The organism is Bifidobacterium sp. ESL0784 (assembly GCF_029433295.1).
In the GTDB taxonomy this organism is placed as follows: domain Bacteria; phylum Actinomycetota; class Actinomycetes; order Actinomycetales; family Bifidobacteriaceae; genus Bifidobacterium.
In genome coordinates, this window is sequence record NZ_JAQTHV010000004.1 from 408,713 (window position 1) to 434,287 (window position 25,575).

The following is a 25,575-nucleotide window of genomic DNA, read 5'->3' on the forward strand; positions in this document are numbered from 1 at the left end:
TACAAGACTTTAGAATAACACCTTATGCCGATATTTTGCGTTTATTTTACGAAATGACGTTATATGCATCGTCGTCACTCAATCGTTTTGTGCTGTGGCGTCCGTTCCTCCGACGATTTCACTGAAAAGCCTTTGCCCACCGCGGCCGATAGAATAAGGCTTAGTATAGGAAAACGGAATCAGAGAGATCCCGCTAAGAAATGTTTGTGTATAAGGAGTGGCATCAGTGACTGAGGCGAAGAACAAACCGGGATTCACCGATCAATCGCTGATTCGCAATTTCTGTATCATCGCGCATATCGACCACGGCAAGTCCACGGTGGCTGACCGCATCCTTCAGCTTTCCGGCATCGTGCCGCAACGTGAGATGCACGACCGGTTCCTAGACCGCATGGACATCGAGCAGGAACGTGGTATCACCATCAAATCGCAGGCTGTGCGCGTGCCGTGGACCTTCGACGGGCAGGAATACACGCTCGGCATGATCGACACCCCGGGCCACGTCGATTTCACCTATGAGGTTTCACGAGCCTTGGCGGCATGCGAAGGCGCGGTGCTGCTGGTCGATGCCACGCAGGGCATTGAGGCTCAGACGCTTTCCAATCTGTATATGGCCATCGAAGATGACCTGACTATCATTCCGGTTTTGAACAAGATTGACCTGCCCAGCGCCGAACCGGACAAACACGCCGAAGAGATTGCAAATCTGCTGGGCTGCAAGCCTTCCGATGTACTGCGCGTTTCCGGCAAGACCGGCGAAGGCATCAAGGATTTGCTCGACCAGATTGTTCTGGAGATTCCAGCGCCGCATGGAGACCCGAAGGCTCCAGCGCGTGCGCTGATTTTCGATTCCGTCTACGACACCTATCGTGGTATCGTCACTTATATTCGTATGGTCGACGGTGAGCTCAAAAGTCGTGAAAAAGTGCACATGATGGGCATCGGCATGACGCACGAACCCATCGAAATCGGTGTGATCAGCCCCGATATGACACCGACCAAAGCGCTTGGAGCCGGCGAGGTCGGTTACATCATCACCGGCGCGAAAGACGTCAGCCAGTCCAAGGTCGGCGACACTGTCACCTCGGCCGTGCGTCCGGCCAGCGAGCCGCTGCCTGGTTACCGCGACCCGCATCCGATGGTCTACGCCGGCATTTTTCCGATCGATAACGCCCAGTTCCCCGATCTGCGCGACGCGCTCGACAAACTCAAACTCAACGACGCCGCACTGACTTACGAACCGGAGACGTCGGTGGCGTTGGGCTTCGGCTTCCGTTGTGGTTTCCTTGGTCTGTTGCACATGGAGATTGTTGTAGAACGTCTGAGCCGTGAATTCGGACTCGACCTCATTTCCACCGCCCCGAACGTGACCTACAAGGTCACTACCGAGGATGGCACGGTGCATGAGGTCAACAACCCGAGCGAGTTCCCCGACGGCAAGATCAAGCAGATCGTCGAGCCGATGGTGGCGGCCGACATCATCACCCCCAAGGAGTTCATCGGCGCGGTGATGGACCTGTGCCAGGACCATCGCGGCGAGATGGGCACGATGGAATACCTGAGCGCGGAGCGCGTGGAGATGCACTATCGAATCCCGCTGGCCGAAATCGTGTTCAACTTCTTCGACCAGCTCAAGAGCCGCACGAAGGGCTACGCCTCGCTTGACTACCACGAGGACGGCGAGCAGTCGGCCGACCTAGTGAAGGTCGACATCCTCATCCAGGGGGAGAAGGTCGACGCGTTCAGCGCCATCGTCCACCGCGACAAGTCCTATAGCTATGGCGTGATGATGACCAAGAAACTCTCGAAGCTCATCCCGCGCCAGCAGTTCGAGATCCCGATCCAGGCGGCCATCGGCTCGCGCATCATCGCTCGCGAGAACATCCGCGCCCTGCGCAAGGACGTGCTCGCCAAGTGCTATGGCGGCGACATCACCCGTAAGCGCAAGCTGCTCGAGAAGCAGAAGGCCGGCAAGAAGCGCATGAAGATGCTCGGCCACGTCGAGGTTCCGCAGGAGGCGTTTGTCGCCGCCTTGTCGACAGGCGAGGCCGGTCCCAATAAGTCCATGGACATCGACACCAAAAACAAGATTCGTGCCGCCGAAAAAGCGGTGAAGTAAGGCTTCATAATGGAACTGAGCGAAGCAATTCGGGTACGGCATGCTGTCAGACGCTATACGGACAAGCCGATTCCGCAGGATATCGCCGACGAGCTTCAGAAGACCATCGACCAGTGCAATCGCGAAGGCAATCTGAGCATGCAGCTCAAGCTCAATGATCCTGCTGCGTTCGAAGGTTTCCTTACCGATTACGGTATCTACAAAGGTGCCCGTAATCTCGTCGCCATCGTGGCTGATAAAACGCCGGACTGGGAGGAACGTTGCGGCTATTACGGTGCCCACGTTCTGCTGCGGGCAACCCAGCTTGGTCTGGATACCGGCTGGGTGCGGCAGTTCGGCAGGCATCTTTCCAAACACGTCGTCCTGGAACGCGGCGAGCGCCCGAGATTTGCCATCGTCATGGGTTACGGCACCAATCACGGCCATCAGCATCGTTCCAAGCGTTACGACAAGGTCGCGCGCGTGCAAAAAGGTATAGAGACTCCAGAATGGTTTCGCAATGGAGTCGAGGCTTCATTGCTCGCACCCACGTCCCTGAACCAGCAAAAATTTGTTTTTACCCTTCAACCCGATGGTCGCACCGTCGAAGCCAAAGCCGGCCTGGGTCCTTGCACCCGCACCGACCTAGGAATTGCCAAATATCATTTCGAAATTGGTGCCGGCTCCGACGCCGATTTCGTTTGGGCGTAAACGCTACTTATTTCTCATGATATTCCAACTGTTTACGGATGAATACAACCCGATTTTGAGTGAAATGGGGGATGAATCCAACCGCCTTTTGGACGAAAAGTAGGATAAATCCAACCGTACTTTTCGAATGGTTGTACACTTATCCAACCATATTTGCTTTAGAAATGTACATTAATCCAACCGGTTAGTCGGAATTAATTTCAAGGTCGATGAAAATCAATGTTGATCGGCGTTGAGCCAGGCTATGGCCAGTTGGGTGCGGTTGGACAGAGACAGCTTGTCTAGGATGTCGGTGATGCGGTTGCGGACGGTGCCTTCGCTCAGGTAGAGCTGGGCGGCGATGTCGTGGTTATCGAGGCCTTGGGCGACCAAAGCGACGATGTCGCGCTCGCGGGCGCTTAATGTTGAAAATGCGGAATCGGACACTTTGATGGTGCCTTCCAAAGATGCGTACGATGAGGCGGCCATACGGGTGTCTCGTTCGCCTGCTGTGGCTGATGCGTTCGTCCTGGCGTTGCTACTGATGTCTTTTCTACTGGTTGGGGAAGAGGGTGGGGAGGAGAGTTTGCCGAGCACCTGTGCACCGAGAACGACCTGACCTGCCATCACCGCCTGAAGCGCTGGGCCGACGGAAGCTGCATCCTGCTTGATGAGGTAGCCCTTGGCTCCCAGGGCAATGGCCTGATCGATGTATTCCTTGTCGTCGAAGGTGGTGAGGAACAGGATACGAGCGGCCTTGTCTTTGGCGAGGATTCGGCGTGCGGCTTCCAAGCCGTCGACGCCCGGCATTTGGATGTCGATAAGCAGCACATCCGGTCGGTTTGCAGGATCGGCGAAATATTTCGTTACCGCTGTCTCGCCATCGTTTGCCGTCCACAGAACCTCGGTCGCATTCGTGGCCTCAAGAATCGTGATCAGCGACGAACAGACAATGGGATCGTCATCGACAATTGCCGTTTTCATACCGTTTCCTTTTTCTTCGTGTTGGTATTCGTTTTCGAACTTGTGTCCGCTTTCACCCATGGAGCTTTCGGCAGCGAGACGAACACGCGCCAGCCGTTGCGATACGGGCCGCAAAGCGAGGTGCCGTCCAGCGCGTGGACACGTTGTTCAATGTCCGCCAGCCCCATGCCGCGAAGGTCTGGATTCGTTTCATTGGTGGATTCGGAAATTGGTTGGTTTTCTGCCTTGTTGAACACGGCGAGCTGCCAGAACGCGGGATAATCGTACAGTGAAACCGAAGCATTGGTCGAATCCGAATGACGTATTATGTTTGTCAACGCCTCACGGATGACGGCGGTCAGGCAACGGGCCACCGGAGCCGGGGTATCTTCGATATCGCAATCCAACGTAACAGAAAAATCTGGCCTTGCACTATCCATGACATGTACAGCGTCTGCAATCTGCGCTTCGAAATCTGTGCCGTCGTCTTCAAGGTCATGGACCGAACGTCGCACCATGGTCATTGCTTCGTTGAGGCTTGTGTTGATTCCGGCGAGTTGTTTGGTTGCGGTGTCGTCGCCGGTTGCGCTGGCCACAGCGCTGGCCGCCTGCGTCTGCATCAGGGCACGGGTGAGCAGATGGCCGACATTGTCGTGAATCTCGCGGGCGATGCGCGTGCGTTCGCGCAGGGTCGCCACTCGGGTCGATTCCTCCTGTTGCTCGCGCAACGAATCGATTTGCATCGCGTTGCGGCGGCGGGTCGTTCTGATGGTGTCTTGGAGGGACAGCAAAGCATGATGTTCGGAATCCGAAACGAAGAAAACATATCCCAAAAGAGCCGTAAGACATGAAAGGAGGATTACTATGGCGGTGTCCAATACGGGATGGATTGCCGGGCGATTGTTGTTGCTGACCGGCAGAAGCCCGTTATGACAGTAAATCCAATATGAACATACCAGCGGAAGGATCCAGCACCATCGCATCAACTTATGCCAAGTCTTTTCAGATTCGCCGGTCGCAATGGGCATCGATTCGAATGCGACCAATGGCATGAACGCAAGAAATTCAGGAAATAACAATGATGGTATGCAGAACAGCAGCAGAGGAATCGGCGCGAAATCGAGTGTATTGCCACCAAAGTTGCGTTCGTCGTTGTGCAGCCATGGGCTCAGTGTCGAACAGCAGATAGCGGCAAGCAAGGCTGCGATGGCGGTGACGTCGAACGAACCATGCTGTCTCGCCGCTTCAAGCAGGGCGCAGCAAAGCAGCAATGCAGCTCTGGCCGCGTCCTCAAGATACCGTCTGTTCACGATTCGAGCGTATCACCCGGTCTCCGTGCAGAAAACTGGGTTCTGTGTCGACGCCAATCATGCTTTATTGTTGTCAGCCATATTGTTTCAATGGTTTCCGATGTCACGTATGGTGCGCTGCAAAAACTGCAATGAAAAAAATGATGACAAATGTAATTAGTGATATGGCAAGAAAATGACGACACTCACCATCACCTGCCCGATTTCCCGCGTCACAATGGAACCATCAACATACACAACGTTCGCAATAGATAGGAAGGTTCATCTATGAACGCGAAACAAGACCCGAGCGGAACCGACAACGTTCCTGCGGTCAAGATCAGCCATCTGGTCAAGCGATACGGCGACCATCTGGTGCTTGACGACTTTGACCTCGACGTGCCGCAAGGCAGGATATTCGGCCTGCTCGGCCCGAACGGCAGCGGCAAGACCACATTGATCAATTGCATTCTTTCGCTTCTGACGTATGATTCTGGCGATATCAGGATTTTCGGCGAACCGATGACGCCAAGTGCCTACGCGCTCAAGGCTCGGATCGGCTTGGTGCCGCAGGACGTCGCGGTGCTTGAGGAGCTGACGGTAGAGGAGAACATCGACTATTTCTGCTCGCTCTACGTGCCAAAGGAGGACGAGCGCAAGCCCCTGGTCGACGAAGCCATCGCGCTGGTCGGACTCGACGATTTCCGCACATACCGGCCGAAGAATCTGTCCGGAGGGTTGAAGCGCCGCCTCAACATCGCGTGCGGCATCGCGCACAAGCCCGACCTCATCTTCTTCGACGAACCGACCGTGGCCGTCGACCCGCAGAGCCGCAACGCCATTTTGGAGGGTATTGAGCGTCTTAACCGCGCCGGCGCCACCGTGGTCTACACGAGCCATTACATGGAGGAGGTCGAGCAGATCTGCGACCAGATACTCATCATGGACCACGGTCGCCACGTCGCGGAAGGCACGGTGCCTGAGCTCAAGGCGATGGTCTCCACCGGCGACCGCATCGTCATCGAGACGCTCGATCTGGCCGATGCCGCGCTGGCTGATCTGCGCGGGCTGCCGACGATCGTCGACGTCGATTACGACGGTACGACGCTGACCGTGCGCTGCAAGGCCGGCGAGCGCAACCTGGTCGATGTGTTGGACCTCCTGGAGCATTCCGGCGCCAACATCGGCCACGTCTCCTCGAACCCGCCGACCCTGAACGACGTGTTCCTTGAGATGACCGGCAAGGCGTTGAGGGACTAGGGGCGCGGCATGTTGACGACTTTCAAGGCATTCCTTAAGGCGGGGGTGCGCAATCCCAGCATCGTTTTCTGGGTGTTCGCCTTCCCTCTGATCATGCTGGCGATGCTCCAGCTCATGTTCAGCGACATCAACGATATGATCCGCGTCGACCCGCAGTCCATGGCCGTGGCCGAGGACTCCAACTGGAATGCGGCAAGTGGGGCCGCGCAGGTGGTCAAGGCGCTCGCGGGTGAGCGGGATGCGGATGGCAAGACAATCAAGAACAACGACCAGAAGCTCATCAGCATCAAGCAAGCTTCCGGGGTCACGGAGGCGAAACGCATGGTGGCCGACGGCAAGGCCAAAGGCTATCTCTATGTGGACGATTCGGGAGCGCTGCGTATGGCGCTCGCGGACACGACGGTGAATTCCGGCGACCAGGCCGTTTCGATGTCGGTGACCGCGCTGGATTACGCGTTGCAGCAATACAATGAGACGGGGCAAGTGGTCAGTGCCGTCGCGGCGAAGAACCAAGCCGCCATGACAAATCCGCAAGTTAGGTCGAGCATCGGCTCTTCGGACGGGTTCATGAAGCAAACCAGCGTCACGACCATCAAGCCGCACCGTTTCGCGCGCTACTATTTCGCGATGCTCGGCATGGCCTGCCTGCTCGGCGCGACCATATCCATCAACCTCATCACGCTTACCCAAGCCAATCTCACGGCCTTGGGAATCCGCGCGAGCGTCTCGCCCCTGCCGAAGATTCGGCAGACGGTCGCCACGCTTCTGGCTTCGTGGGTCATCTCGTTTGTCTGCATGCTGGTCGCCTTCTTCGCGATGCGCTACGTCATCGGCGTGGGCGTGGCTGGGCGTGAACCGGCGGCGGTGCTCGCGGTGGCGGCCTCGACCCTAATGGCCAGCGCCCTGGGCCTCGTCATCGGCGCCTTGCCGAAACTGACGACACGTGCCAAGCTTTCGCTCAACGTCGTGCTCACCTGCTTCCTGTCGATGTTCACCGGGCTCTATGGCACCGGTGCGATGGCGCTGGGGGACGCCCTGCAGCGCAAGGCGCCCATCCTCGCTCGACTCAACCCCGCCCGGCAGGTGAGCGATCTGTTCTACGACTTACTGTATTACGACAATTATCATCCATTCTTCACCGGCCTGGCCGTCATGGCCGCCACCACGGTCGTCTTCGTGCTGATCGTCGTGGCGATGCTGAGGAGGCAACGTTATGAACATCTGTAAAGCCGCGCTTACCGTGGCGAAACGGCATCGAACCTATATACTGTTCTATCTTGTGGCGCTCAGCCTGGCTATGACGGCCATACTGTTCCAAAGTGTTTCCGACACGCATGGCTCGACGCCGGAATATTCACCATCTGCGTCGAGAGTTGCGGTCATTGACAGGGACAGCGGAGCCGGCGGCATCGCGGCCGGGCTGCAAAACTACTTGGGCCAGACCAACACTGTCGTGCATGTCGATGACAACCGCCGCGCAATGCAGGACGCCATGGCCACTGATTCTGCGGACGCCATCTACGTGGTGCCGAAAGGCTATATGCGCGATTTCGTGGATGCTGCTTCTGCCGGCCATGCTCCGAAACAGCTCAGGGTGATTCTCAAAGGCCAGGACACCCAAGATCTCTCGGAGACGAAGGTTTCGACGTTCCTTTCGAACCTGCGTACTGCGTACCTTGCTGGAAATGTTGTACAAGACGCGACTTCTCGGGTTGACGGATCTGCCGTTATGCATAGCGCCGTCCGTGAGGTTGTGAGGGCGGGCCATTCGGTCAAATCAGACTCGCATGTTTCCGTTGTCTCTACGCACCGCACCTCAGGCAATGCTTCGGCGACGTTGGTGTTCGGCCGCTCGCTTTCGCTGGGTTCGTATCCGATTGTCACGTCCATGATCGTGGTCATCGCTATGGTGATCGGCGCCTTCTCCGTGGAATCGACCCGTCGTCGCATGGAAGTGTCCCCGGAGCACCCACGTGCCACCGGTCTCGGCCTGTTGGTGGCCTGTGCGGGCATCGGAGTGTTGGTGACTATCTATTATCTGTTCCTCTCGCTGGCGGTGACAGGCATCATGACCGGCTCGCTTGCAGGGTTGGCGTTGCGTCCGGTCCTGCTGGCGACGTGTTCAATGGCCATTTATGTGTTCTTCGGCATCTCGATCGGTTTCGTACTTGGCCGTCTGGCCATCTCCCCAAGTGCCGCCAACGGCATGGCCAATGTGGTGGGCCTTGCCATCGCGTTTACCTCCGGCGCTTGGTCGTTCGGTTCCTCGGTGATGACCGGTCCTGTGGCTCTCATCGGCAAATTGCTGTGCGGACGCTGGTACCTTGATGCCATCGATCGGGCCATGGGCTTGGGAACGTATGCGGGCGGTACATCAAGTCTTGGCGGCTGGGCAACCTCTACCGGAATGGTCGCGCTCTTCGCCATTGCTCTCGTATGCGTCGGCCTCGTCCTCGGTTCTCCGAAGCGACTTAAAGAGAGAAGCCGTACTTGAAATAAGGTTGGTTAAATGCCGATAAATCCGGCAGCGACTCAATAAGCCCCTTCTCGACCCATGTCTGGAAGGGGTTGCCGCTAGGGTAGAAGGCTATGTTCGAGGTTTACATTCATGTGCCGTTCTGTTATAGGCGCTGTGGGTACTGCGATTTCAACACCTACACGGCCGTCGATATGGGCGGGGGTGCGTCACGCGGTAACTACGCGAACCTTGCCATCGACGAGATGAGCCTGGTCAAGGAGTGGCAGGAACGGCACGGAATCAATGAACCGGCAGTTTCAACGGTGTTTTTCGGGGGAGGGACACCGACACTGCTTCCAGCACAAGACCTTGGACGAATGTTGCAAGCGGTCAAGGAAACGTGGGGTATAGAGAACAGTGCGGAAATCACAACCGAAGCTAATCCCGACACGGTAGACGAACGGTATCTGGAAACGTTGGCAGCAGCTGGCTTTACTCGTATCTCCTTTGGTATGCAGTCGGCTGTGCCGCATGTGTTGAAAACGCTTGACCGCACGCATACTCCAGCCAATGTGACCGCAGGAGTGAAAGCGGCGAACGAGGTAGGATTGCGTTCCAGCGTCGACCTTATTTACGGGGCTCCCGGCGAAAGCATGGACGACTGGCGCAAGTCCGTCGAAACCGCTATAGAACTTGAGGTGAATCATATCTCGGCGTATGCGTTGACCGTCGAACCCATCACGAAAATGGGACGGCAGATCAAGGCCGGAACCATCGCCAAACCCGACGATGACGATGAAGCGACCAAATACGAGATTGCCGACGAGCTTTTCAAACAGGCCGGTCTCGAATGGTACGAAATCTCCAACTGGGCACGGCCGGGTTATGAGAGTCGTCACAATCTGGGCTATTGGCGCAACGTCGATTGGGCAGGCATCGGGCCGGGAGCTCACTCGCACTATCGCACCTCGAACGTTGGCGCGTGGCAGGAACATGCGGCTTTCGGCGCTCGCGATATGAGCGAAGACGGATTCAGAAAGACGGACACCCCTCAGATCGAACATGATGTATCTGGGAATCAAGCCGAACTCGACGCCGAAAAAAGTATGCAATCCGACGCCAACCAGTTCGGTGTGCGGGCTTGGGATATCAAGCATCCGCGCAAATGGGCCGAAGAGTTGCATACGGTCAGTGTGCCTTGGGAAGGCAGCGAGGCCATCACTCACGAGGAAAATCTCGAGGAAACGGTGATGCTTGGATTGCGTTTGCGCGAAGGGCTCGATATCTCGAGAATTGAACAGGCGTCCGGATGTGCGGTCAATCGAGCAAGACTTCAAGCAATCGAGCAATCAGGTTTGATAGAAATTCACAACGACAACCGTATTGTCCCGACTTTGCGAGGACGTCTGCTCAACGACACTGTGATCGAACAGGTACTTGATATCTGCGGTTGGTAGCGAATAATTAGACGGATGCCTCTTTGACTATTCGTCAGCGCAACAAGCGATGTCCACGATGTGGAAGATTTTGCGTCAAAGTGGACGGCGACACATTCCTGACATGACATGACGATATTCTATGAAAGCCGCTTTGGCCGAGTATGTATTTGTAATGCAATTAAGGTCTCGCGGATGGCATCGGTTCACGGAAGCTAGAGGTGATTGTGGTGACGCTTAAAACCCCACTCGATTTGACGATTCATCGCCCGCAGGGAATGTACGACCCAGCGGCGGAACACGACGCGTGCGGTGTCGGTATGGTCACCACCTTGAACAAACGGGCGGAACGCAAAATCGTTGACGATGCCATCGAAGTGCTCGTCAACCTGAACCATCGCGGGGCTGTCGGCGCCGAGGAAAACACCGGTGATGGTGCCGGAATCCTGATGGCCATGCCCGATGAGTTCATGCGTTCCGTTATCGAGGCTGATTTGCCCGGTGCCGGTCATTATGCTGCCGGCATTGCGTTCCTTGACCGCGACTTGGCGGCCGCAAGCGAGCAGAAGCGTCAGATTGCCGATATCGTGGCGCAGGAAGGACTGGAAGTCCTCGCATGGCGTACGGTTCCGACAAACCCAGACGGACTGGGGCTGCAGGCGTTGGCCTCCATGCCGGCATTCGAGATGCTGGTCATGGCTTCGCCTAAGCAGGATAATCAGGATTCGTTGGGTGGGCTGGAGCTTGACCGCAAGGCGTTCCGTGTGCGCAAACGTGCCGAACACGAATCCGGTGTCTATTTCGCTTCGCTTTCGGCTCGAACGATTACTTACAAGGGCATGCTTACTACGATGCAGCTGACCAACTTCTTCCCGGACCTCAACGATCCGAAGATGAAGACAACTGTCGCCATCGTCCACTCGCGTTTCTCTACCAACACCTTCCCGAGCTGGCCTCTGGCCCAGCCGTTCCGTCTCATTGCGCACAACGGTGAGATTAACACTATCCAAGGCAACCGCAACTGGCTTTCCGCCCGTGAAGGCAAGCTCAGTAGCAAGCTGCTGGGGGAGTTCGAGCCGTTGCTGCCGATCGCCACACCGGGGTATTCCGATTCCGGCACCTTTGACGAGTGTTTGGAACTGCTACACCTGGCCGGGCGCAGCTTGCCACATGCGGTGCTGATGATGTTGCCGCCGGCCTGGGAGAAGGACGACACGCTCGATCCTGATGTGCGGGCTTTCTACGAATACAACAATTCTTTGATTGAGCCTTGGGATGGCCCCGCCGATATCATCTTCACTGATGGCACGCTGGTCGGTGCTCAGCTCGACCGCAACGGCTTCCGTCCCGGACGCTGGCAGATTACCGACGATGGCTATGTCGTGCTCGCCAGCGAGGCTGGAGTGCTACCGGAAACCGAACCGGAACGTATCGTCACCAAAGGCAGGCTCGAACCGGGCAAGATGTTCCTTATTGACACCGCAGAGGGTCGCCTCATACCTGATGCCGAGATCAAGCATCAGCTCGCCACCCAGCATCCGTATCGCGAGTGGATCAAGGGCAATGCCGTAAGCCTCAGTGATTTGCCGGCACGCGAGCATGTTCGTCATTCCAACGTTTCCGTTGTTCGTCGTCAACGCGCGTTTGGCTACACACAAGAGGATCTGAAAATTCTGTTGCGTCCGATGGCTAATACCGGCAAGGAACCGATCGGCGCCATGGGCAATGACACGCCACAGCCCGTGCTTTCCAAGAACAGCCGTATGCTCTTCGACTACTTCACCCAGAAGTTCGCGCAGGTCACCAACCCGCCGCTGGATTGGGAGCGTGAGGAAATCGTCACCTCGTTGGCCTCGGCGATCGGTCCGGAACCCAACCTGCTTGAGGATTTGGAGCTTTCCGCCAAGAAGATCGTCATTCCCAACCCCGTCATCGATTCCGATGAGATGGCCCAACTGAAGCGCCTTGATCGCGCCAAGGTGCTCGGCGGCTACTATAAGCCGTTTGTCGTTCACGGTCTCTATCAGGTCGCTGGCGGCGGCAAAGCGCTTGAGGCTCGACTTGATGAGATTTTCGACGAGGTCGACCATGCCATAGCCGAAGGCAAGAACTTCATTGTGCTTTCCGACCGCGATTCCAACCATACATGGGGACCGATTCCTTCGCTGCTCCTGACCAGCGCCGTACAGCATCATCTTCTGCGCACCCATACCCGCACCCAAGTCTCGATGGCCGTCGAGGCGGGCGATGTGCGCGAAATCCACCATGTCGCTTTGCTGATTGCCTATGGTGCAGCCTGTGTGAACCCGTATCTTGCTTTTGAATCCGTCGAGGACTTGGCACGAGGCGGATTCCTAGATGTCGATGCCAAAACCGGTGTCGAAAACCTGCGCAAGGCTCTGTCTGTCGGGGTTTTAAAGATTATGAGCAAGATGGGCGTCTCGACGATTATGAGCTACCGCGGAGCCCAACTCTTTGAGGCCGTCGGTCTCAATCAGGACGTCATCGATAAATACTTCACCGGCACCACCTCACGTGTCGGAGGTATCGGCCTCGATGAGATCGCTGAGGAAGTCGCTGTTCGCCACCGTGTCGCTTATCCGAACCAATGGACGGCGACCCCGCACCGCAGGTTGCGCATTGGTGGGCAATACAAGTGGAGGAGAACTGGCGAGGACCATCTCAACGATCCCGAATCCGTGTTCCTTCTTCAGCAGGCCACCCAGCGTGGCGATTATGGTCTGTTCAAGCGGTATTCGCAGCACGTCAACGACACATCCAATAGGCTGATGACGCTGCGTGGACTGATGAAGTTCACCGGCAACCGTAAGCCGATCGCGATTGAGGAAGTCGAACCGGAAAGCGAGATCGTCAAACGGTTTTCCACCGGTGCAATGAGCTACGGTTCCATTTCTCAGGAAGCGCATGAAACGCTAGCCATTGCAATGAATTCCATAGGCGCGCGTTCCAATTCCGGCGAGGGCGGAGAATCCGACGACCGCATCGCAGACCCGATGCGTTCCAGTCGTATCAAGCAGATTGCTTCTGCACGTTTCGGTGTCACGAGCGATTACCTCGTCCACGCCACCGATCTGCAGATCAAACTTGCGCAAGGTGCCAAGCCTGGCGAAGGCGGCCATCTGCCCGGAGCCAAGGTACCGCCGTGGATTGCCACGGTTCGCCACGCCACACCTGGCGTCGAACTGATTTCTCCGCCGCCTCACCACGACATCTACTCCATCGAGGATCTGAAACAGCTGATCTACGATGCGAAGATGGCCAACCCCAAGGCACGAATTCACGTCAAACTCGTCTCCGAATTCGGTGTGGGCACTGTGGCGGCAGGTGTGGCCAAATGCCATGCCGACGTGGTGCTGATTTCCGGTTCCGATGGCGGTACAGGCGCGGCTCCGCTCAACGCCATCAAACATGCCGGTACCCCTTGGGAGATCGGTCTTTCCGAGACCCAGCAGACGCTGATTCTAAATGGTCTGCGCTCTCGTGTCGTGGTTCAGTGTGACGGTGAGCTCAAGACTGGCCGCGATGTGGTCATCGCAGCGTTGCTTGGTGCTGAGGAATTCGGCTTCGCTACCACGGCGTTGATGGCCGAAGGCTGTGTCATGATGCGCGCTTGCCATCTCAACACTTGCCCGCAGGGCATCGCCACGCAGGATCCGGAGCTCCGCGCTCGTTACACCGGCAAACCCGAATATGTGGTGAACTTCTTCATGTTCATCGCCCGCGAGGTGCGTGAACTGTTGGCACAACTCGGTTTCCATAGCATCGAAGAAGCCGTCGGCCATGTCGAATGCCTTGATCAGGACGAAGCCGTCGAGCGCTGGAAATCTAATGGTGTTGATCTGACCAATGTTCTCGCACAATCTGGTCCGACACCCGGCACGATTTTGCATCAGACCATTCCGCAGAACCATGAGCTCGACAAGGCGCTTGACAACGAGCTCATTGGATTGGTCAAGCCCGCGCTTGACAACCGTGAACTGGTTCGTCTTGATGTGCCGATCCGCAATGTCAACCGCACCGTCGGCACGATGGTCGGCTACGAAATCACCAAGCGTTACGGTGCACAAGGCCTGCCCGACGACACCATCGATATGACCCTGCGCGGTTCCGGCGGCCAGTCCATCGGCGCATTCATCCCGCGCGGCGAGACTTTGCGCGTCTACGGTGAGGTCAATGATTACGCGGCCAAGGGACTCTCCGGCGGACGTATCATCGTGCGTCCGGAAGACGGCCAACTCAACTTTGATCCGCACACCAACGTCATCGCCGGCAACGTGACCGGTTTCGGCGCCACCAGCGGCGAGATGTATGTTGCCGGGCGTGCGGGCGAACGCTTTGCTGTTCGTAACGGGGGAGCCACGTTCGTCGTGGAAGGCGTGGGCGACCACGGCTGCGAATACATGACCGGAGGCACCGTCGTGGTGCTCGGCCCGACCGGACGCAACTTCGGCGCCGGTTTCTCTGGAGGCCACGCCTACGTGCTCGATCTGGATATGAATAAAGTCAATCCCGGAGCCGTCAAGTCTGATTCCCTGCTCTTCGAAGCGCTGGATGACACCGAGTCTCAGCACGTCCGTCAGATGGTCAAGAAGCATGCCGAAGAAACCGGTTCCGCTTTCGCACAAGCTCTACTTGATGATTGGGAAGTCGCGCGTTCACGCTTCACCCACGTCGTACCCAAGCAGTTCGTCGCAATGAGTGCGGCCATGGACGAGGCTCGAGCCAATAATGTCGATTTCAATGCCCCTGGAGCCTGGGACGATGTCTACGAGCATGTGATGGAAGGAGTGGACTGATGAGCGACCCCAAAGGATTTCTGAAAGTACGTACCCGCCACGAGGCGCAGGACCGTCCGGTCGCTGAACGTATCCACGATTGGAAAGATGTGCACGCCCAATCTGGCTTCCAGCCATGGACCAAGGAACAGGCCGCACGCTGCATGGACTGTGGTACGCCGTTCTGCATGACGGGCTGCCCGTTGGGTAACATCATCCCGGACTTCAATGATCTGGTCCGTCAGGGCCAGTGGGAAGAAGCCTACCGGCGACTTTCCATGACTAACAATTTCCCCGAAGTCACTGGCCTGATCTGCCCAGCACCCTGTGAGCAGGCTTGCGTTTTGGGTATTCATCAGCCTGCCACGATGATCAAGGCAGACGAACAGACCATTATCGACCAAGCTTGGAAACTCGATTATGTCAAGCCGATGCCGCCGCAACGCCTCACCGACATGACCATCGCCATCGTCGGCTCAGGCCCCGCAGGACTCGCCTGCGCGCAGCAGCTGACTCGAGCCGGCCACACCGTCGTCGTCTATGAGCGTGACGACGAAATCGGCGGCCTCATGCGTTACGGAATTCCGTCCTTCAAACTCGACAAGCACCTGATCGACCGGCGCATCGAGCAGATGGGAGCCGAAGGCACCGTCTTCCGCACCAATATGGAAATCGGCAAGGATGTGAGCTGGGACGAGTTGCGTTCGCGTTATGACGCCGTGGTCGTCGCCATTGGTTCCGGCGTGCCCCGCGATGTGAACGTGCCTGGCCGCGAACTTGACGGCATCCACTTCGCCATGGACTTCCTGCCGGATGCCAACCGTCGCTGTGAAGGCAAGGTGCCAATCAACAACATCGATGCCAACGGCAAAAAAGTCGTCATCATCGGTGGCGGCGACACCGGCTCGGACTGCCTGGGAACCGCCATCCGCCAGGGTGCCACGAGCATCACCGTCCTGCAGATCAATCCCAAAGAGCCAAGCGTCCGCCCAGACAGCCAGCCATGGCCGACCTACGCGCGTCTCTACCAGCCGACCACCTCGATGGAGGAAGGCGGCACCTACGAATACAACACGGATACCGTCGGCTTCACCGGGGTTGAGGAAGTTGCGGCAACCGAGCGTGTGACGCTGGACGACACCGGTTTGGCAAGCGGTTTTGTAGCCGACGAATCCGGCCACGTCACCGGTGTCAAGGTCATCGATGTCGGAAACACTCCGGACGGCAAACGTGGGCGTGTTCCCGGAACCGAACGAATTATCGACGCCGATTTGGTTCTGATCTCAACCGGTTTCCTCCATCCCAATACCGAGACCCTGCTTGATCAGTTGCCGGTAGAACTTGATCAACGCGGCAATGTGGCTCGCAACAAGCAATTCGAGACCAGCCAGGACGGCGTCTTCGTATGCGGCGATGCCGGTCGCGGCCAAAGCCTTGTGGTCTGGGCGATAGCCGAAGGTCGCAGTTGTGCTTCCGCCGTCGACCGCTTCCTCAACGGTACGACCGAATTGCCGGCCCCGATCGTTTCCACCCAAAAGCCGATGGCGCTTCCGAAGATCTGAAACTCCCATGGGCCCAAGAAGTCCCGGTCCAAACCGCTTGGCAGGGTTTGGACTAAAATCGGACCAGGAAAGAAATTCAAAGCCGAAAGGAACTGAGATGCCGAATCGCGCCGAACGTAGGGCCCAAGCCAAGCGCAACCGTCAAGGAGTGCCGCAACCCAACCAGCCGCAAAATCGTGGCCGTGGCGGTTTAATCGACGAGTATTCGCTGCAGGAGCGTAGCCGTCGTCTCGAAGAGAACGGCGGTACCGAATGGAAGCCCAAGGCCGAGAAGCTTGCGGCGCCGGCGGAGAACCTCGACCCGAACTACAGCGACCCGAAGGTCATGAAAGCCCCGCATTCGCTGCACCAGTGGTTCAGGATCGTCAGTTGGACACTGATTGTCCTTTCCGGCATTGCATTTGCGGTCCTGATGTGGGTTCCCAAGCATCCGTTGTGGTTGATTGTCACTGTTTCCGTCATTTTTGTGGTCGGTGTGCTGAGCCTCTTCTTCACGGCTGGTAATTATCGTCACAACCCGAACCTCGATTCCAACGGCACCGCCATTTGAGGGCACGTCGAGCGTGCAAGCATTATCCAACAGTGATAAGCGCATAAGGTTGATTGACACGTATGAAAATTGATTTGCTGACCCGCGAATATCCTCCGCATATCTACGGCGGTGCCGGCGTTCATGTCGAGGAACTGTCGAAAGTGCTTGCGGAACGTGCCGAAGTTACGGTGCGGGCTTTCGACGGGCCACGAAGACCTGATGAAATCCCGCAAGTACCTGGCGGCGGTTTGCATGTGGTCGGCTATGAGGTGCCCCGGGAATTATCACAAGATAATATGGCTTTGCAGACCTTTGGCGTGGACCTTCAGATGGCCAACGATGTCGATGGCGACATTGCCCATGCCCATACGTGGTATGCGTGTCTAGCTGGGAGATTGGCCCAACGGTTGCATGAAATTCCGCTGGTCGTCACCGCGCATAGCCTTGAACCCTTCCGTCCTTGGAAACGTGACCAGCTTGGCGGCGGCTATAACCTGAGTTCCTGGGCGGAACGAGATGCTTTCACTCATGCAGACCGTGTCATTGCGGTTTCAGAAGGCATGAAAGAGGATATTCATACCGCCTATCCATCCATCGATACGGAGAAAATTTCCGTCGTCCACAATGGCATCACCGTTTCCGATTTTGCCACTCCTAGCCCTGATGATCCGGGCTGGAGAGTCTTCGAGCGTTACCATATCGACCGCAGCAAGCCGACGCTGCTTTTCGTCGGCCGTGTGACAAGGCAGAAAGGTCTGCCATATCTTCTGCGGGCTCTTCATCTGATCGACAAGGACATTCAGGTCGTTCTCTGCGCCGGCGCCCCGGATACTGAGGAGCTTGGCGCCGAGGTGCGTTCCTCATTCGCGGAACTCAAAGCCGAACGCGGTAACATCATCTGGATTGGGGAAATGTTGCCGCGCCCGGAGCTCAATGCTCTTGAACACGGCTGCAACGCATTTGTCTGTCCGAGTATCTACGAGCCTCTCGGCATCGTCAATCTTGAGGCCATGGCGTGTGGCCTTCCGGTGGTCGCCAGTGCTACGGGCGGGATTCCCGAAGTCGTGGTCGACGGGGTCACTGGTTATCTGGTGCCGATAGAGCAGAAGCGTGACGGCAGCGGCACGCCGATACATCCTGATGATTTCGTGCACGACATGGCGGCGGCCATCGATCGTCTCATGTCTGATCCGGAGCGTGCCAAGGCAATGGGCCGGGCGGGCTTCAAGCGTGCACGTGACGAATTCAGCTGGGAACGCATCGCCGACGAGACGATGGACGTCTATCGTGAAGTGCTGCGTTGACGGATTTGTTTTGGTCATTCGGAGCAGAAATGTTAAGTTTGATATTGCAGAGGCCTTAGACTTACGCGTTTGACGCAAACCGACGGACTGACACAGATGAACAGGAAAGGTACGACATGTTCCAGTATGTGCTGTACGCATTGATTGTTGTCATTTTCATTGTGGCAACGACGCTGTGCCTTTCCGCGGCCTTCGGCAAGAAACGAACGTTGCATACCTTCAAAATCGTCGTCGGTTGTTGCCTTTATTTCTTTGCCGTCATTCTTTTGGTGGCCAGTTTCCTCACCTGAGCGTACCCGTGGTCTCATCACATTATGGAACGGAGGCATTTTCCTCGAAGGCTCCGGATTAGTCTGTGAGAACAAGCAAAATCGCGCAATAGACGCATGACCACGATGAGGGGAAAAGAATGAGTGAGGCCGTTTCAGCGCTGAAACTGAGCAATGTGGAATTTCGCAGGAACCGTCGTGTCATTCTGACCGACGTGAACCTTGATATCAAACAAGGCGAAAAATGGGTGCTCTTCGGCCCGAACGGCATCGGCAAGTCCAGTCTCGTGGCCATGATGGCGACCCGTGGCTTTCCTTCGGTCGGCACCGTTGATATTCTCGGCAACCGGCTTGGCAAGGTCAACGTCTTTTCCTATCGCAACCGCATCGGGCTGAGTTCCGCGGAACTGTCTCGTTCTTTCCCCAATGATGAAGACCCGCTCGATGTCGTTTTGACGGCTTTGACCGCGACCACCGGTCGTTGGCGTGAACAGTTCACAAAGGCCGATTACGACAAGGCCCGTGGGTTCATGGCCATGTTTGGCATCGAATACCTCGAAGGCAAACAGATGTTCAAGCTTTCGGAAGGTGAACGCACCCGCGTTTTGATTTGCCGTGCCCTGATGGGCGACCCCGATTTGCTTATTCTTGACGAACCCACCACGGGCCTCGATTTGGGTGGTCGTGAGCTTGCGTTGCGCGCGCTGAGCGATATCGGCCGGCATGACACTGACCGTACGGTGCTGCTGGTAACGCATAGGCTTGAGGAGATCCCGCAGGGCTTCGACCATGTCGCGATTATGGGGCGTATGGCCGGAAACGAAACCGATGCCCACGCTGACAACGTGGCCGGTGCCGACCCGCAGCCGGGCACGATCATCTATACCGGCGATCTCGAGCATGGCTTTACCGCCGAACGCCTGAGCCACATCTTCGGGCTGCCGCTTAAGGTGACCCATGATCAGGGCCGCTGGTCGGCCTATGCCATCGAAAATAATTAATTTCCGATAATATTTACTATAGAAAATAAATAAAGAGAAGAGAGGGACAGCTATGAAAGTTCTCCTATATAACATCCGTCCCGAGGGGCAGGACTATGTCGACGAATGGATGAAAAGCCATCCTGAGGACGAATTGGTGACGACGCCGGACGACCTCACGCTCGAGACCGTCGATATGGCCAAGGACCAGGACTATGACGCTGTCAGCCTCCAGCAGGTTCCCGATGTCGCCGATGAGCGGATTTATCAGAGACTGGTCGACTATGGTGTCCACCACATCGCGCTGCGTACCGTCGGTTTCGATATTCTCAATCTCGACTATGTGAGAAAGTATCATATTCTGGTCACCCACACCCCGGCGTATTCGCCGCGCGCCGTTGCCGAGAACACGCTTGCCTCCACCATGTATCTGCTGCGCCATTACGGCCAGATTCTCGGCAACGAACGCAAGGGCGATTTCATACGCGTTTCCGAGGAAATGAGCGACGAAATCTATCACAAGACCGTCGGCATCATCGGCGTCGGCCGCATCGGTTCCGCCGTGGCCGAGCTCTTCCATGCGTTGGGTGCCACCGTCATCGGCAATGATCTGATCACCAACGCTGCCAACGATGCGTTCCTCGAATACACCGATTTCGACACCGTGGTTCGTGAGGCTGATATTCTCACGCTGCACACCCCTCTTGAGCCGTATATGGTCGGCATGATCGGTGCCGAGCAGTTCAAGATGATGAAAGACACGGCGTTCATCGTCAACCAGGCGCGTGGGCCACTCATCGATACGCAGGCTTTGATTGCGGCACTCAAGAACCGCGAGATTGCGGGGGCGGCCATTGATGTCTTCGCCGAGGAGACTGGCCTGTTCATGAAGAGATTCGACAACGAATCGCAGCTGCCGCAGTTCTACCGTGAACTTTCGGCGATGGACAACGTCATCATCACCCCGCATTCCGCCTTCTACACCAAGACATCCGTGCGCAACATGGTCATGCACAGCATGACCGACGTCAAGCGCGTGACGGAAGGCAAGGAACCGGTCTACAAGGTGGACTGCTGAGATCTTCGCCAGTTTTGTCTGAGCAGTTGGCAGATATCGTTGTGTAGTCTGGCTCCAGGCATCAGTTAGATTTCAAAAAACGAATAAGGAATCCAAGTGCATTATCGAAAGATCGGTGTGCTTGGATTTTTTATTGCATCGGGTTCCATCGAGGCGACGTGAGAATATAAGGCAGGATGAAATTGGCGAGCTGTAGCCCGTCATAGTTTTGTATTATGTGACGATAGGGAGTAGGTATGTCGAGACGTGGGGCGCTGCAAGCAGGGGAGAAGGTCCAGTTTACGGACCGAAAAGGCAAGAAGATCACTGACCAGCTTGTCGTCGGCGGCTCCACCCAGACCGATCACGGCATCATCTTGCACGACGACGTCATCGGTTCCAGTGAAGGTGTCATCATCACTACCGTTACTTCCAAGCGCGAAGTGCAGGTAAGTGGAGATACGCCTGGCCACGACAAGCCGAAGCCTTGGAAGGCGGCTCGCGCCATAGGTGGCTGGGATTATGCGGTGATGCGGCCGAGGCTAGCGGATTATGTGCTTTCGATGCCGCGCGGGGCTCAGATCATGTACCCGAAGGATATCGCCCAGGTCATTCAGCTCGGCGATATCCGCAGTGGTCTCAATGTGCTGGAATCCGGCGCCGGCAGCGGTGCGATGAGCTTGAACCTGCTGGACGCTGTGGGGGAGTCCGGCCATTTGACCACTATCGAAATGCGTCCGGAATTCGCCAAAATAGCCGAGGCCAACGCGACGCTTTATTATGGCAAGCGCCCGCAATGGTGGGATTTGCTGACCGGCGATTTCGATTCTGTTGCCGGAAAATTAGCAGAAAAAATCCAATCTTTATCATCTTCTGATTCAAACGGTGGAGATGATTTGAATTCAAATTATGCGTCCCAACCCTTTGACCGAATCGTGCTCGACATGCTTGATCCATGGAATCGGCTGGAAGAGGCCTATCGTGTCATCGCGCCCGGTGGTGTGCTGATTGCTTATATCACCACGACCACGCAGATGTCACGGTTCTGCGAGGCGTTGCGTGAGGCCGGTTGCTGGACCGAACCGGAAGTGCAGGAAACCTTCGAACGCACATGGAAGGCACAGGGCCTCGCTGTGCGTCCCGATCATCAGATGATTGGTCACACGGGCTTCCTCGTCGTCACCCGCGCCATGGCCGATGGCTTTAGCGCTCTCCACAAGCGTGACCGCGCCACCAAAGACACCGTCACCGACATTGATTCCCTGACTCCTGAACAGCAGGCCGACCGCTTGGCAGACCTCGAACTCCGAGACATCAGCGACCGCAAACTGCGCAAGGTCCTCCGCGACCTCGGTGACCAATTGGATTATCTATAACATTATTTTTGTTGAGTACAATGACGATTTAAATAACTGGAGAATTCAGACAAGGAAGTTAGATATGGGAACTCAAGATGAGGATACAAGCCGAGACAGCAATGAGGAGAAACAACTTCAGTTCAAAAACAGAATACGAGAATTCTTGAACACTATTATTCAATCTCCGTGGGGTTCAATCACGAAGACGAGATTAGAATCCCTGATTGTTGATTTTTTGTTTGACCTTTGGAATTTGGGTTTCCCACTTCAAGAAGAGGGAGTTGTGGACAACAGCGCGTCAGAGACAGTACCTGAATATTTTGGTGCAGTGAGAGCATTTTATAAAAAAATTCGGGAAACACCGTGGGGAACGGCAAGCAAAACGCAACTTGAGTCTTTAATTTTCAATTTACTTATTGATGCCAAGGTCATTGAAGGTCAGGGAAAAGAAGAAAACGACTTCAATCGAGCGAATGCTTTGGGCACGACGCCAACTAGAATACAATCACTTTGGTATAAATATTATCAGTTACACGAAAAGAATGATTTGAATATTGCCACCATTCTTCTTTCCTCTGATATTTCTATATCGGAGAGCGTAGAGAAGGATAAATATGACCTTCAGATTAACAATCGATTTTTCTTGGAATATGTGAAAAATTGGTTGCGCGGTAAAGAACAAATGGTAACTCAAAAGTCATTAACTCCAGTTTTGACGGTAGGACCAATCGGGCTTGTAGAAATGTTCAAGGATTTGGCAGGAACGAAGAATGAGGATTTAGACAAAGAAGGTCTAAAGCGGCTGCAGGAAATTCTATCTTACATTAGTGAAAGTGAGCACAACAAAAATGTTGAGAAGGATAATCAAGAGCATGAAGAAAAAATACAAACTTTATTGAACCAAATTCCTGATGCAGAAAAAACCTTAACCGCTATGCATGTACCTGGGGCAGCTATTTTGGGAGGAATAGCGCAAGGAAGTTTGAAGATGCTGAAATCTCATTATCAAGATAAATCAAACTCAGATCAAGATAAATCAAACTCCGATATATAACCGCAATCTATAACGACACCTTAAATGGCTTAATGCCCTTTAAACAAGATTATTTGGTAAGATTTTGTTAGTCGTTTGTCAATCTTTGGAGGAATTATGTCTGCTCTCACATCGGTTTCCGGATTCCCACGCATCGGGCGTGACCGAGAATTGAAGAAGGTCATCGAAGACTACTGGAAGGGCAAGTCCAGCCTCGATGACGTACGCGCGACCGGTAAGCAGCTGCGCGCCGATCATTGGAAGCTGCAGGCCGACGCAGGCGTCGACCTTATTCCTAGCAACGATTTCAGCTATTACGATCAGATGCTCGACACAGCCATTCTGTTGAACGTTATTCCGGAACGTTACCGCCGTCTCTCCTTTGAAAATGCCGAAGACACGCTCTTTGCCATGGGCCGTGGCTATCAGGGCCCGGAAGGCGACGTCACCGCGCTGCCGATGAAGAAGTGGTTCACTACCAACTACCATTATCTCGTCCCCGAAGTCGACGCCTCCACCGAAATCAAGCTCAACTCCACCAAGCCGTTCGACGAATTCAACGAGGCCAAGGCTCAAGGCATCGTTACTAAGCCGGTGCTGATCGGTCCCTACACCTTCCTCAAGCTGGCGCGCAGCCCACAGGCCGAAGAGCTGGAACTTGACCGCGGCCTGGTTGACGCGGTCTCTGGAGTTTATGCGCAAATCTTGCGTAAGTTCGCCGAACTTGGCGCCCAATGGGTACAGTTCGATGAACCTTATTTGGTCCTTGACAAGGAAGTCGGAGACACCGAGCTCTTCAAGGCACTGTATTCCGCCATTCTGCCGGCACGTTCAACGGGCGACGGCAAGAGCATCAAAGTCCTGCTCAATACCTACTTCGGCAACATCGCCGACATCTATGAGACGGTGAATCTTTTCGAATTCGACGGCGTCGGTCTCGACCTCATCGAGGGACGTGAAGAGAACCTTGCAGCCATCGAAAAGTACGGGGTAGCCGAGAACACGACGATTTTCGCCGGCGTCATCAACGGACGCAACATCTGGCGCAACAACTACGCCCAGAGCCTTGGTCTTCTCGATGCTTTGAAGACCAAGACCAACAACGTCGCTGTTTCGACGGCTTCCTCACTGCTGCATGTGCCATTCAGCACCGAAGGCGAAACCGGACTGAAGCCGGAAGTGTTGAAGCACTTCGCCTTCGCCGTCGAAAAGCTCGGAGAGCTGGTCGACGTGGCCGAGCTGGCCGATGCCGATGATACGTTGCGCAGGGAATCGCAGACGTTGGCCGACAATCAGGCTCTGTTCGATGGCAGCCGCGTAGCTAAAGATCCTGCCGTATCTGAACGTCTTGCAGCACTGACCGACAAGGACTTCGTGCGCCAGCCGGCCCGTGCCGAGCGCCGCAAGCTGCAGCATGAGGAACTGAATCTGCCGGAATTGCCGACCACCACCATCGGTTCCTTCCCGCAAACCCGCGAGATCCGCTCCATGCGTGCCAAAGCACGCAAGGGCGAAATCGACCAGAAGACCTATGACGATTTCATCGCTGGCCAGATCGACCAGGTCATCGCCCATCAGGAGCAGATCGGCCTTGATGTGCTGGTCCACGGCGAATTCGAACGCAATGATATGGTCGAATACTTCGGCCAGCACCTGAACGGCTATCTCTTCACTAAGAATGCTTGGGTGCAGTCCTACGGCACCCGTTGCGTCAAGCCTCCAATCGTTTGGGGCGACGTCTCTCGCGCCGAGCCGATCACGGTTCGTTGGAGCAAGTATGCGCAGAGCCGCACCAAGCACGTCGTCAAGGGCATGCTCACCGGCCCGGTCACCATCCTCAACTGGTCCTGGCCTCGTGAGGACATCAGCAACGAACTGCAGACCCAGCAGCTGGCGCTGGCCATCCGCGACGAGGTGCTCGACCTTGAGGCCGCCGGCATCAAGGTCATCCAGATCGATGAGGCCGCACTGCGCGAAAAGCTGCCGCTGCGCCGTTCCGACTGGCACAAGAAGTACCTCGACTGGGCCATTCCCGCCTTCCGCCTGGTACATTCCGCTGTCAAGCCGACCACGCAGATCCACACCCACATGTGCTACTCCGAGTTCAACGACATCATCAAGGACATCGACAACATGGATGCCGACGTGATTTCGTTCGAGGCCTCTCGTGGCGATCTCGTTGTACTCGACGCTATTCATGACGCGCATTTCGAGACCGAGGTCGGTCCCGGCGTCTACGACATCCACTCGCCTCGTATCCCGTCCACCAAGGAACTGGTCGACCGTATCCACGCCATCCTGAAGAAGGCCGATGTCAGCCGCGTGTGGATCAACCCTGACTGCGGACTCAAAACCCGTGGCAACGAGGAGACCTGGCCGAGCCTCGAACACATGGTTGAAGCCGCCAAGACGGTTCGCGCCGAACTCGCGAACGGTTTGCTGGCCTCGCAAGACTAAGTAAGTATTGAAGTGTTACCAAGGTGTGGCCGA

At 55.9% G+C, this 25,575-nt stretch carries 18 protein-coding genes; 16 read left to right on the forward strand and 2 right to left on the reverse strand.

The window, feature by feature from the left end; all coding sequences use genetic code 11:
- Nucleotides 1–226: 226 nt before the first annotated feature.
- Together lepA and PT279_RS08335 are read left to right on the forward strand one after the other, a co-directional pair.
- On the forward strand, nucleotides 227–2,119 hold the full coding sequence (gene lepA / locus PT279_RS08330; protein ID WP_277166959.1) for a translation elongation factor 4: 1,893 nt from the start codon (nucleotides 227–229) through the stop codon (nucleotides 2,117–2,119).
- Between the two features lie 9 nt (nucleotides 2,120–2,128).
- Nucleotides 2,129–2,809 (forward strand): nitroreductase family protein, encoded by a 681-nt coding sequence (locus PT279_RS08335; protein WP_277166960.1) that lies wholly within the window; start codon nucleotides 2,129–2,131, stop codon nucleotides 2,807–2,809.
- Between the two features lie 216 nt (nucleotides 2,810–3,025).
- Here the strand turns inward: PT279_RS08335 and PT279_RS08340 are convergent, their stop codons facing one another.
- Together PT279_RS08340 and PT279_RS09290 are read right to left on the reverse strand one after the other, a co-directional pair.
- Nucleotides 3,026–3,772 carry a response regulator transcription factor gene (locus tag PT279_RS08340; RefSeq protein WP_277166961.1) on the reverse strand — a complete coding sequence of 249 codons (747 nt, stop codon included), beginning with the start codon at nucleotides 3,770–3,772 and terminating at the stop codon, nucleotides 3,026–3,028.
- Entirely contained in the window at nucleotides 3,769–5,061 is a 1,293-nt protein-coding gene (locus PT279_RS09290) for a histidine kinase (RefSeq protein ID WP_277166962.1), read from the reverse strand. Before PT279_RS09290 ends, PT279_RS08340 begins: the two co-directional genes overlap by 4 nt.
- A 267-nt stretch (nucleotides 5,062–5,328) precedes the next feature.
- Here PT279_RS09290 and PT279_RS08350 point away from each other — a divergent pair, with 267 nt between their 5' ends.
- From PT279_RS08350 to metE, 14 genes are all read left to right on the forward strand, one after another.
- Nucleotides 5,329–6,300: an ABC transporter ATP-binding protein gene (locus PT279_RS08350; RefSeq protein ID WP_277166964.1), complete on the forward strand. Its 972-nt coding sequence runs from the start codon at nucleotides 5,329–5,331 to the stop codon at nucleotides 6,298–6,300.
- A 9-nt stretch (nucleotides 6,301–6,309) separates the two neighbouring features.
- Nucleotides 6,310–7,527, forward strand: a complete 1,218-nt coding sequence (locus PT279_RS08355; RefSeq protein ID WP_277166965.1) for an ABC transporter permease — start codon at nucleotides 6,310–6,312, stop codon at nucleotides 7,525–7,527.
- Nucleotides 7,514–8,794: an ABC transporter permease gene (locus PT279_RS08360; protein ID WP_277166966.1), complete on the forward strand. Its 1,281-nt coding sequence runs from the start codon at nucleotides 7,514–7,516 to the stop codon at nucleotides 8,792–8,794. The genes PT279_RS08355 and PT279_RS08360 overlap by 14 nt, the downstream gene beginning before the upstream one ends.
- Before the next feature lie 95 nt (nucleotides 8,795–8,889).
- Complete coding sequence (gene hemW / locus PT279_RS08365) at nucleotides 8,890–10,215, forward strand: radical SAM family heme chaperone HemW (RefSeq protein ID WP_277166967.1); 1,326 nt, start codon at nucleotides 8,890–8,892, stop codon at nucleotides 10,213–10,215.
- A gap of 209 nt (nucleotides 10,216–10,424) precedes the next feature.
- Nucleotides 10,425–15,011 carry a glutamate synthase large subunit gene (gene gltB / locus PT279_RS08370; RefSeq protein WP_277167069.1) on the forward strand — a complete coding sequence of 1,529 codons (4,587 nt, stop codon included), beginning with the start codon at nucleotides 10,425–10,427 and terminating at the stop codon, nucleotides 15,009–15,011.
- Nucleotides 15,011–16,552 (forward strand): glutamate synthase subunit beta, encoded by a 1,542-nt coding sequence (locus tag PT279_RS08375; RefSeq protein WP_277166968.1) that lies wholly within the window; start codon nucleotides 15,011–15,013, stop codon nucleotides 16,550–16,552. The genes gltB and PT279_RS08375 overlap by 1 nt, the downstream gene beginning before the upstream one ends.
- A 97-nt stretch (nucleotides 16,553–16,649) precedes the next feature.
- Nucleotides 16,650–17,102, forward strand: coding sequence for a Yip1 family protein (locus PT279_RS08380; RefSeq protein WP_277166969.1), 453 nt, complete (start codon nucleotides 16,650–16,652; stop codon nucleotides 17,100–17,102).
- A 62-nt stretch (nucleotides 17,103–17,164) separates the two neighbouring features.
- Nucleotides 17,165–18,388 carry a glycogen synthase gene (glgA, locus tag PT279_RS08385; protein ID WP_277167071.1) on the forward strand — a complete coding sequence of 408 codons (1,224 nt, stop codon included), beginning with the start codon at nucleotides 17,165–17,167 and terminating at the stop codon, nucleotides 18,386–18,388.
- Nucleotides 18,389–18,504: 116 nt separating this feature from the next.
- Nucleotides 18,505–18,678 (forward strand): hypothetical protein, encoded by a 174-nt coding sequence (locus tag PT279_RS08390; RefSeq protein WP_277166970.1) that lies wholly within the window; start codon nucleotides 18,505–18,507, stop codon nucleotides 18,676–18,678.
- Nucleotides 18,679–18,797: 119 nt separating this feature from the next.
- Entirely contained in the window at nucleotides 18,798–19,658 is an 861-nt protein-coding gene (locus PT279_RS08395) for an ATP-binding cassette domain-containing protein (protein ID WP_277166971.1), read from the forward strand.
- Between the two features lie 52 nt (nucleotides 19,659–19,710).
- Nucleotides 19,711–20,715 carry an NAD(P)-dependent oxidoreductase gene (locus PT279_RS08400; RefSeq protein ID WP_277166972.1) on the forward strand — a complete coding sequence of 335 codons (1,005 nt, stop codon included), beginning with the start codon at nucleotides 19,711–19,713 and terminating at the stop codon, nucleotides 20,713–20,715.
- Nucleotides 20,716–20,951: 236 nt separating this feature from the next.
- Nucleotides 20,952–22,070, forward strand: coding sequence for a tRNA (adenine-N1)-methyltransferase (locus PT279_RS08405; protein ID WP_277166973.1), 1,119 nt, complete (start codon nucleotides 20,952–20,954; stop codon nucleotides 22,068–22,070).
- Between the two features lie 64 nt (nucleotides 22,071–22,134).
- Entirely contained in the window at nucleotides 22,135–23,106 is a 972-nt protein-coding gene (locus tag PT279_RS08410) for a hypothetical protein (RefSeq protein ID WP_277166974.1), read from the forward strand.
- Between the two features lie 96 nt (nucleotides 23,107–23,202).
- Nucleotides 23,203–25,542 (forward strand): 5-methyltetrahydropteroyltriglutamate--homocysteine S-methyltransferase, encoded by a 2,340-nt coding sequence (metE, locus tag PT279_RS08415; protein ID WP_277166975.1) that lies wholly within the window; start codon nucleotides 23,203–23,205, stop codon nucleotides 25,540–25,542.
- Nucleotides 25,543–25,575: the final 33 nt, after the last annotated feature.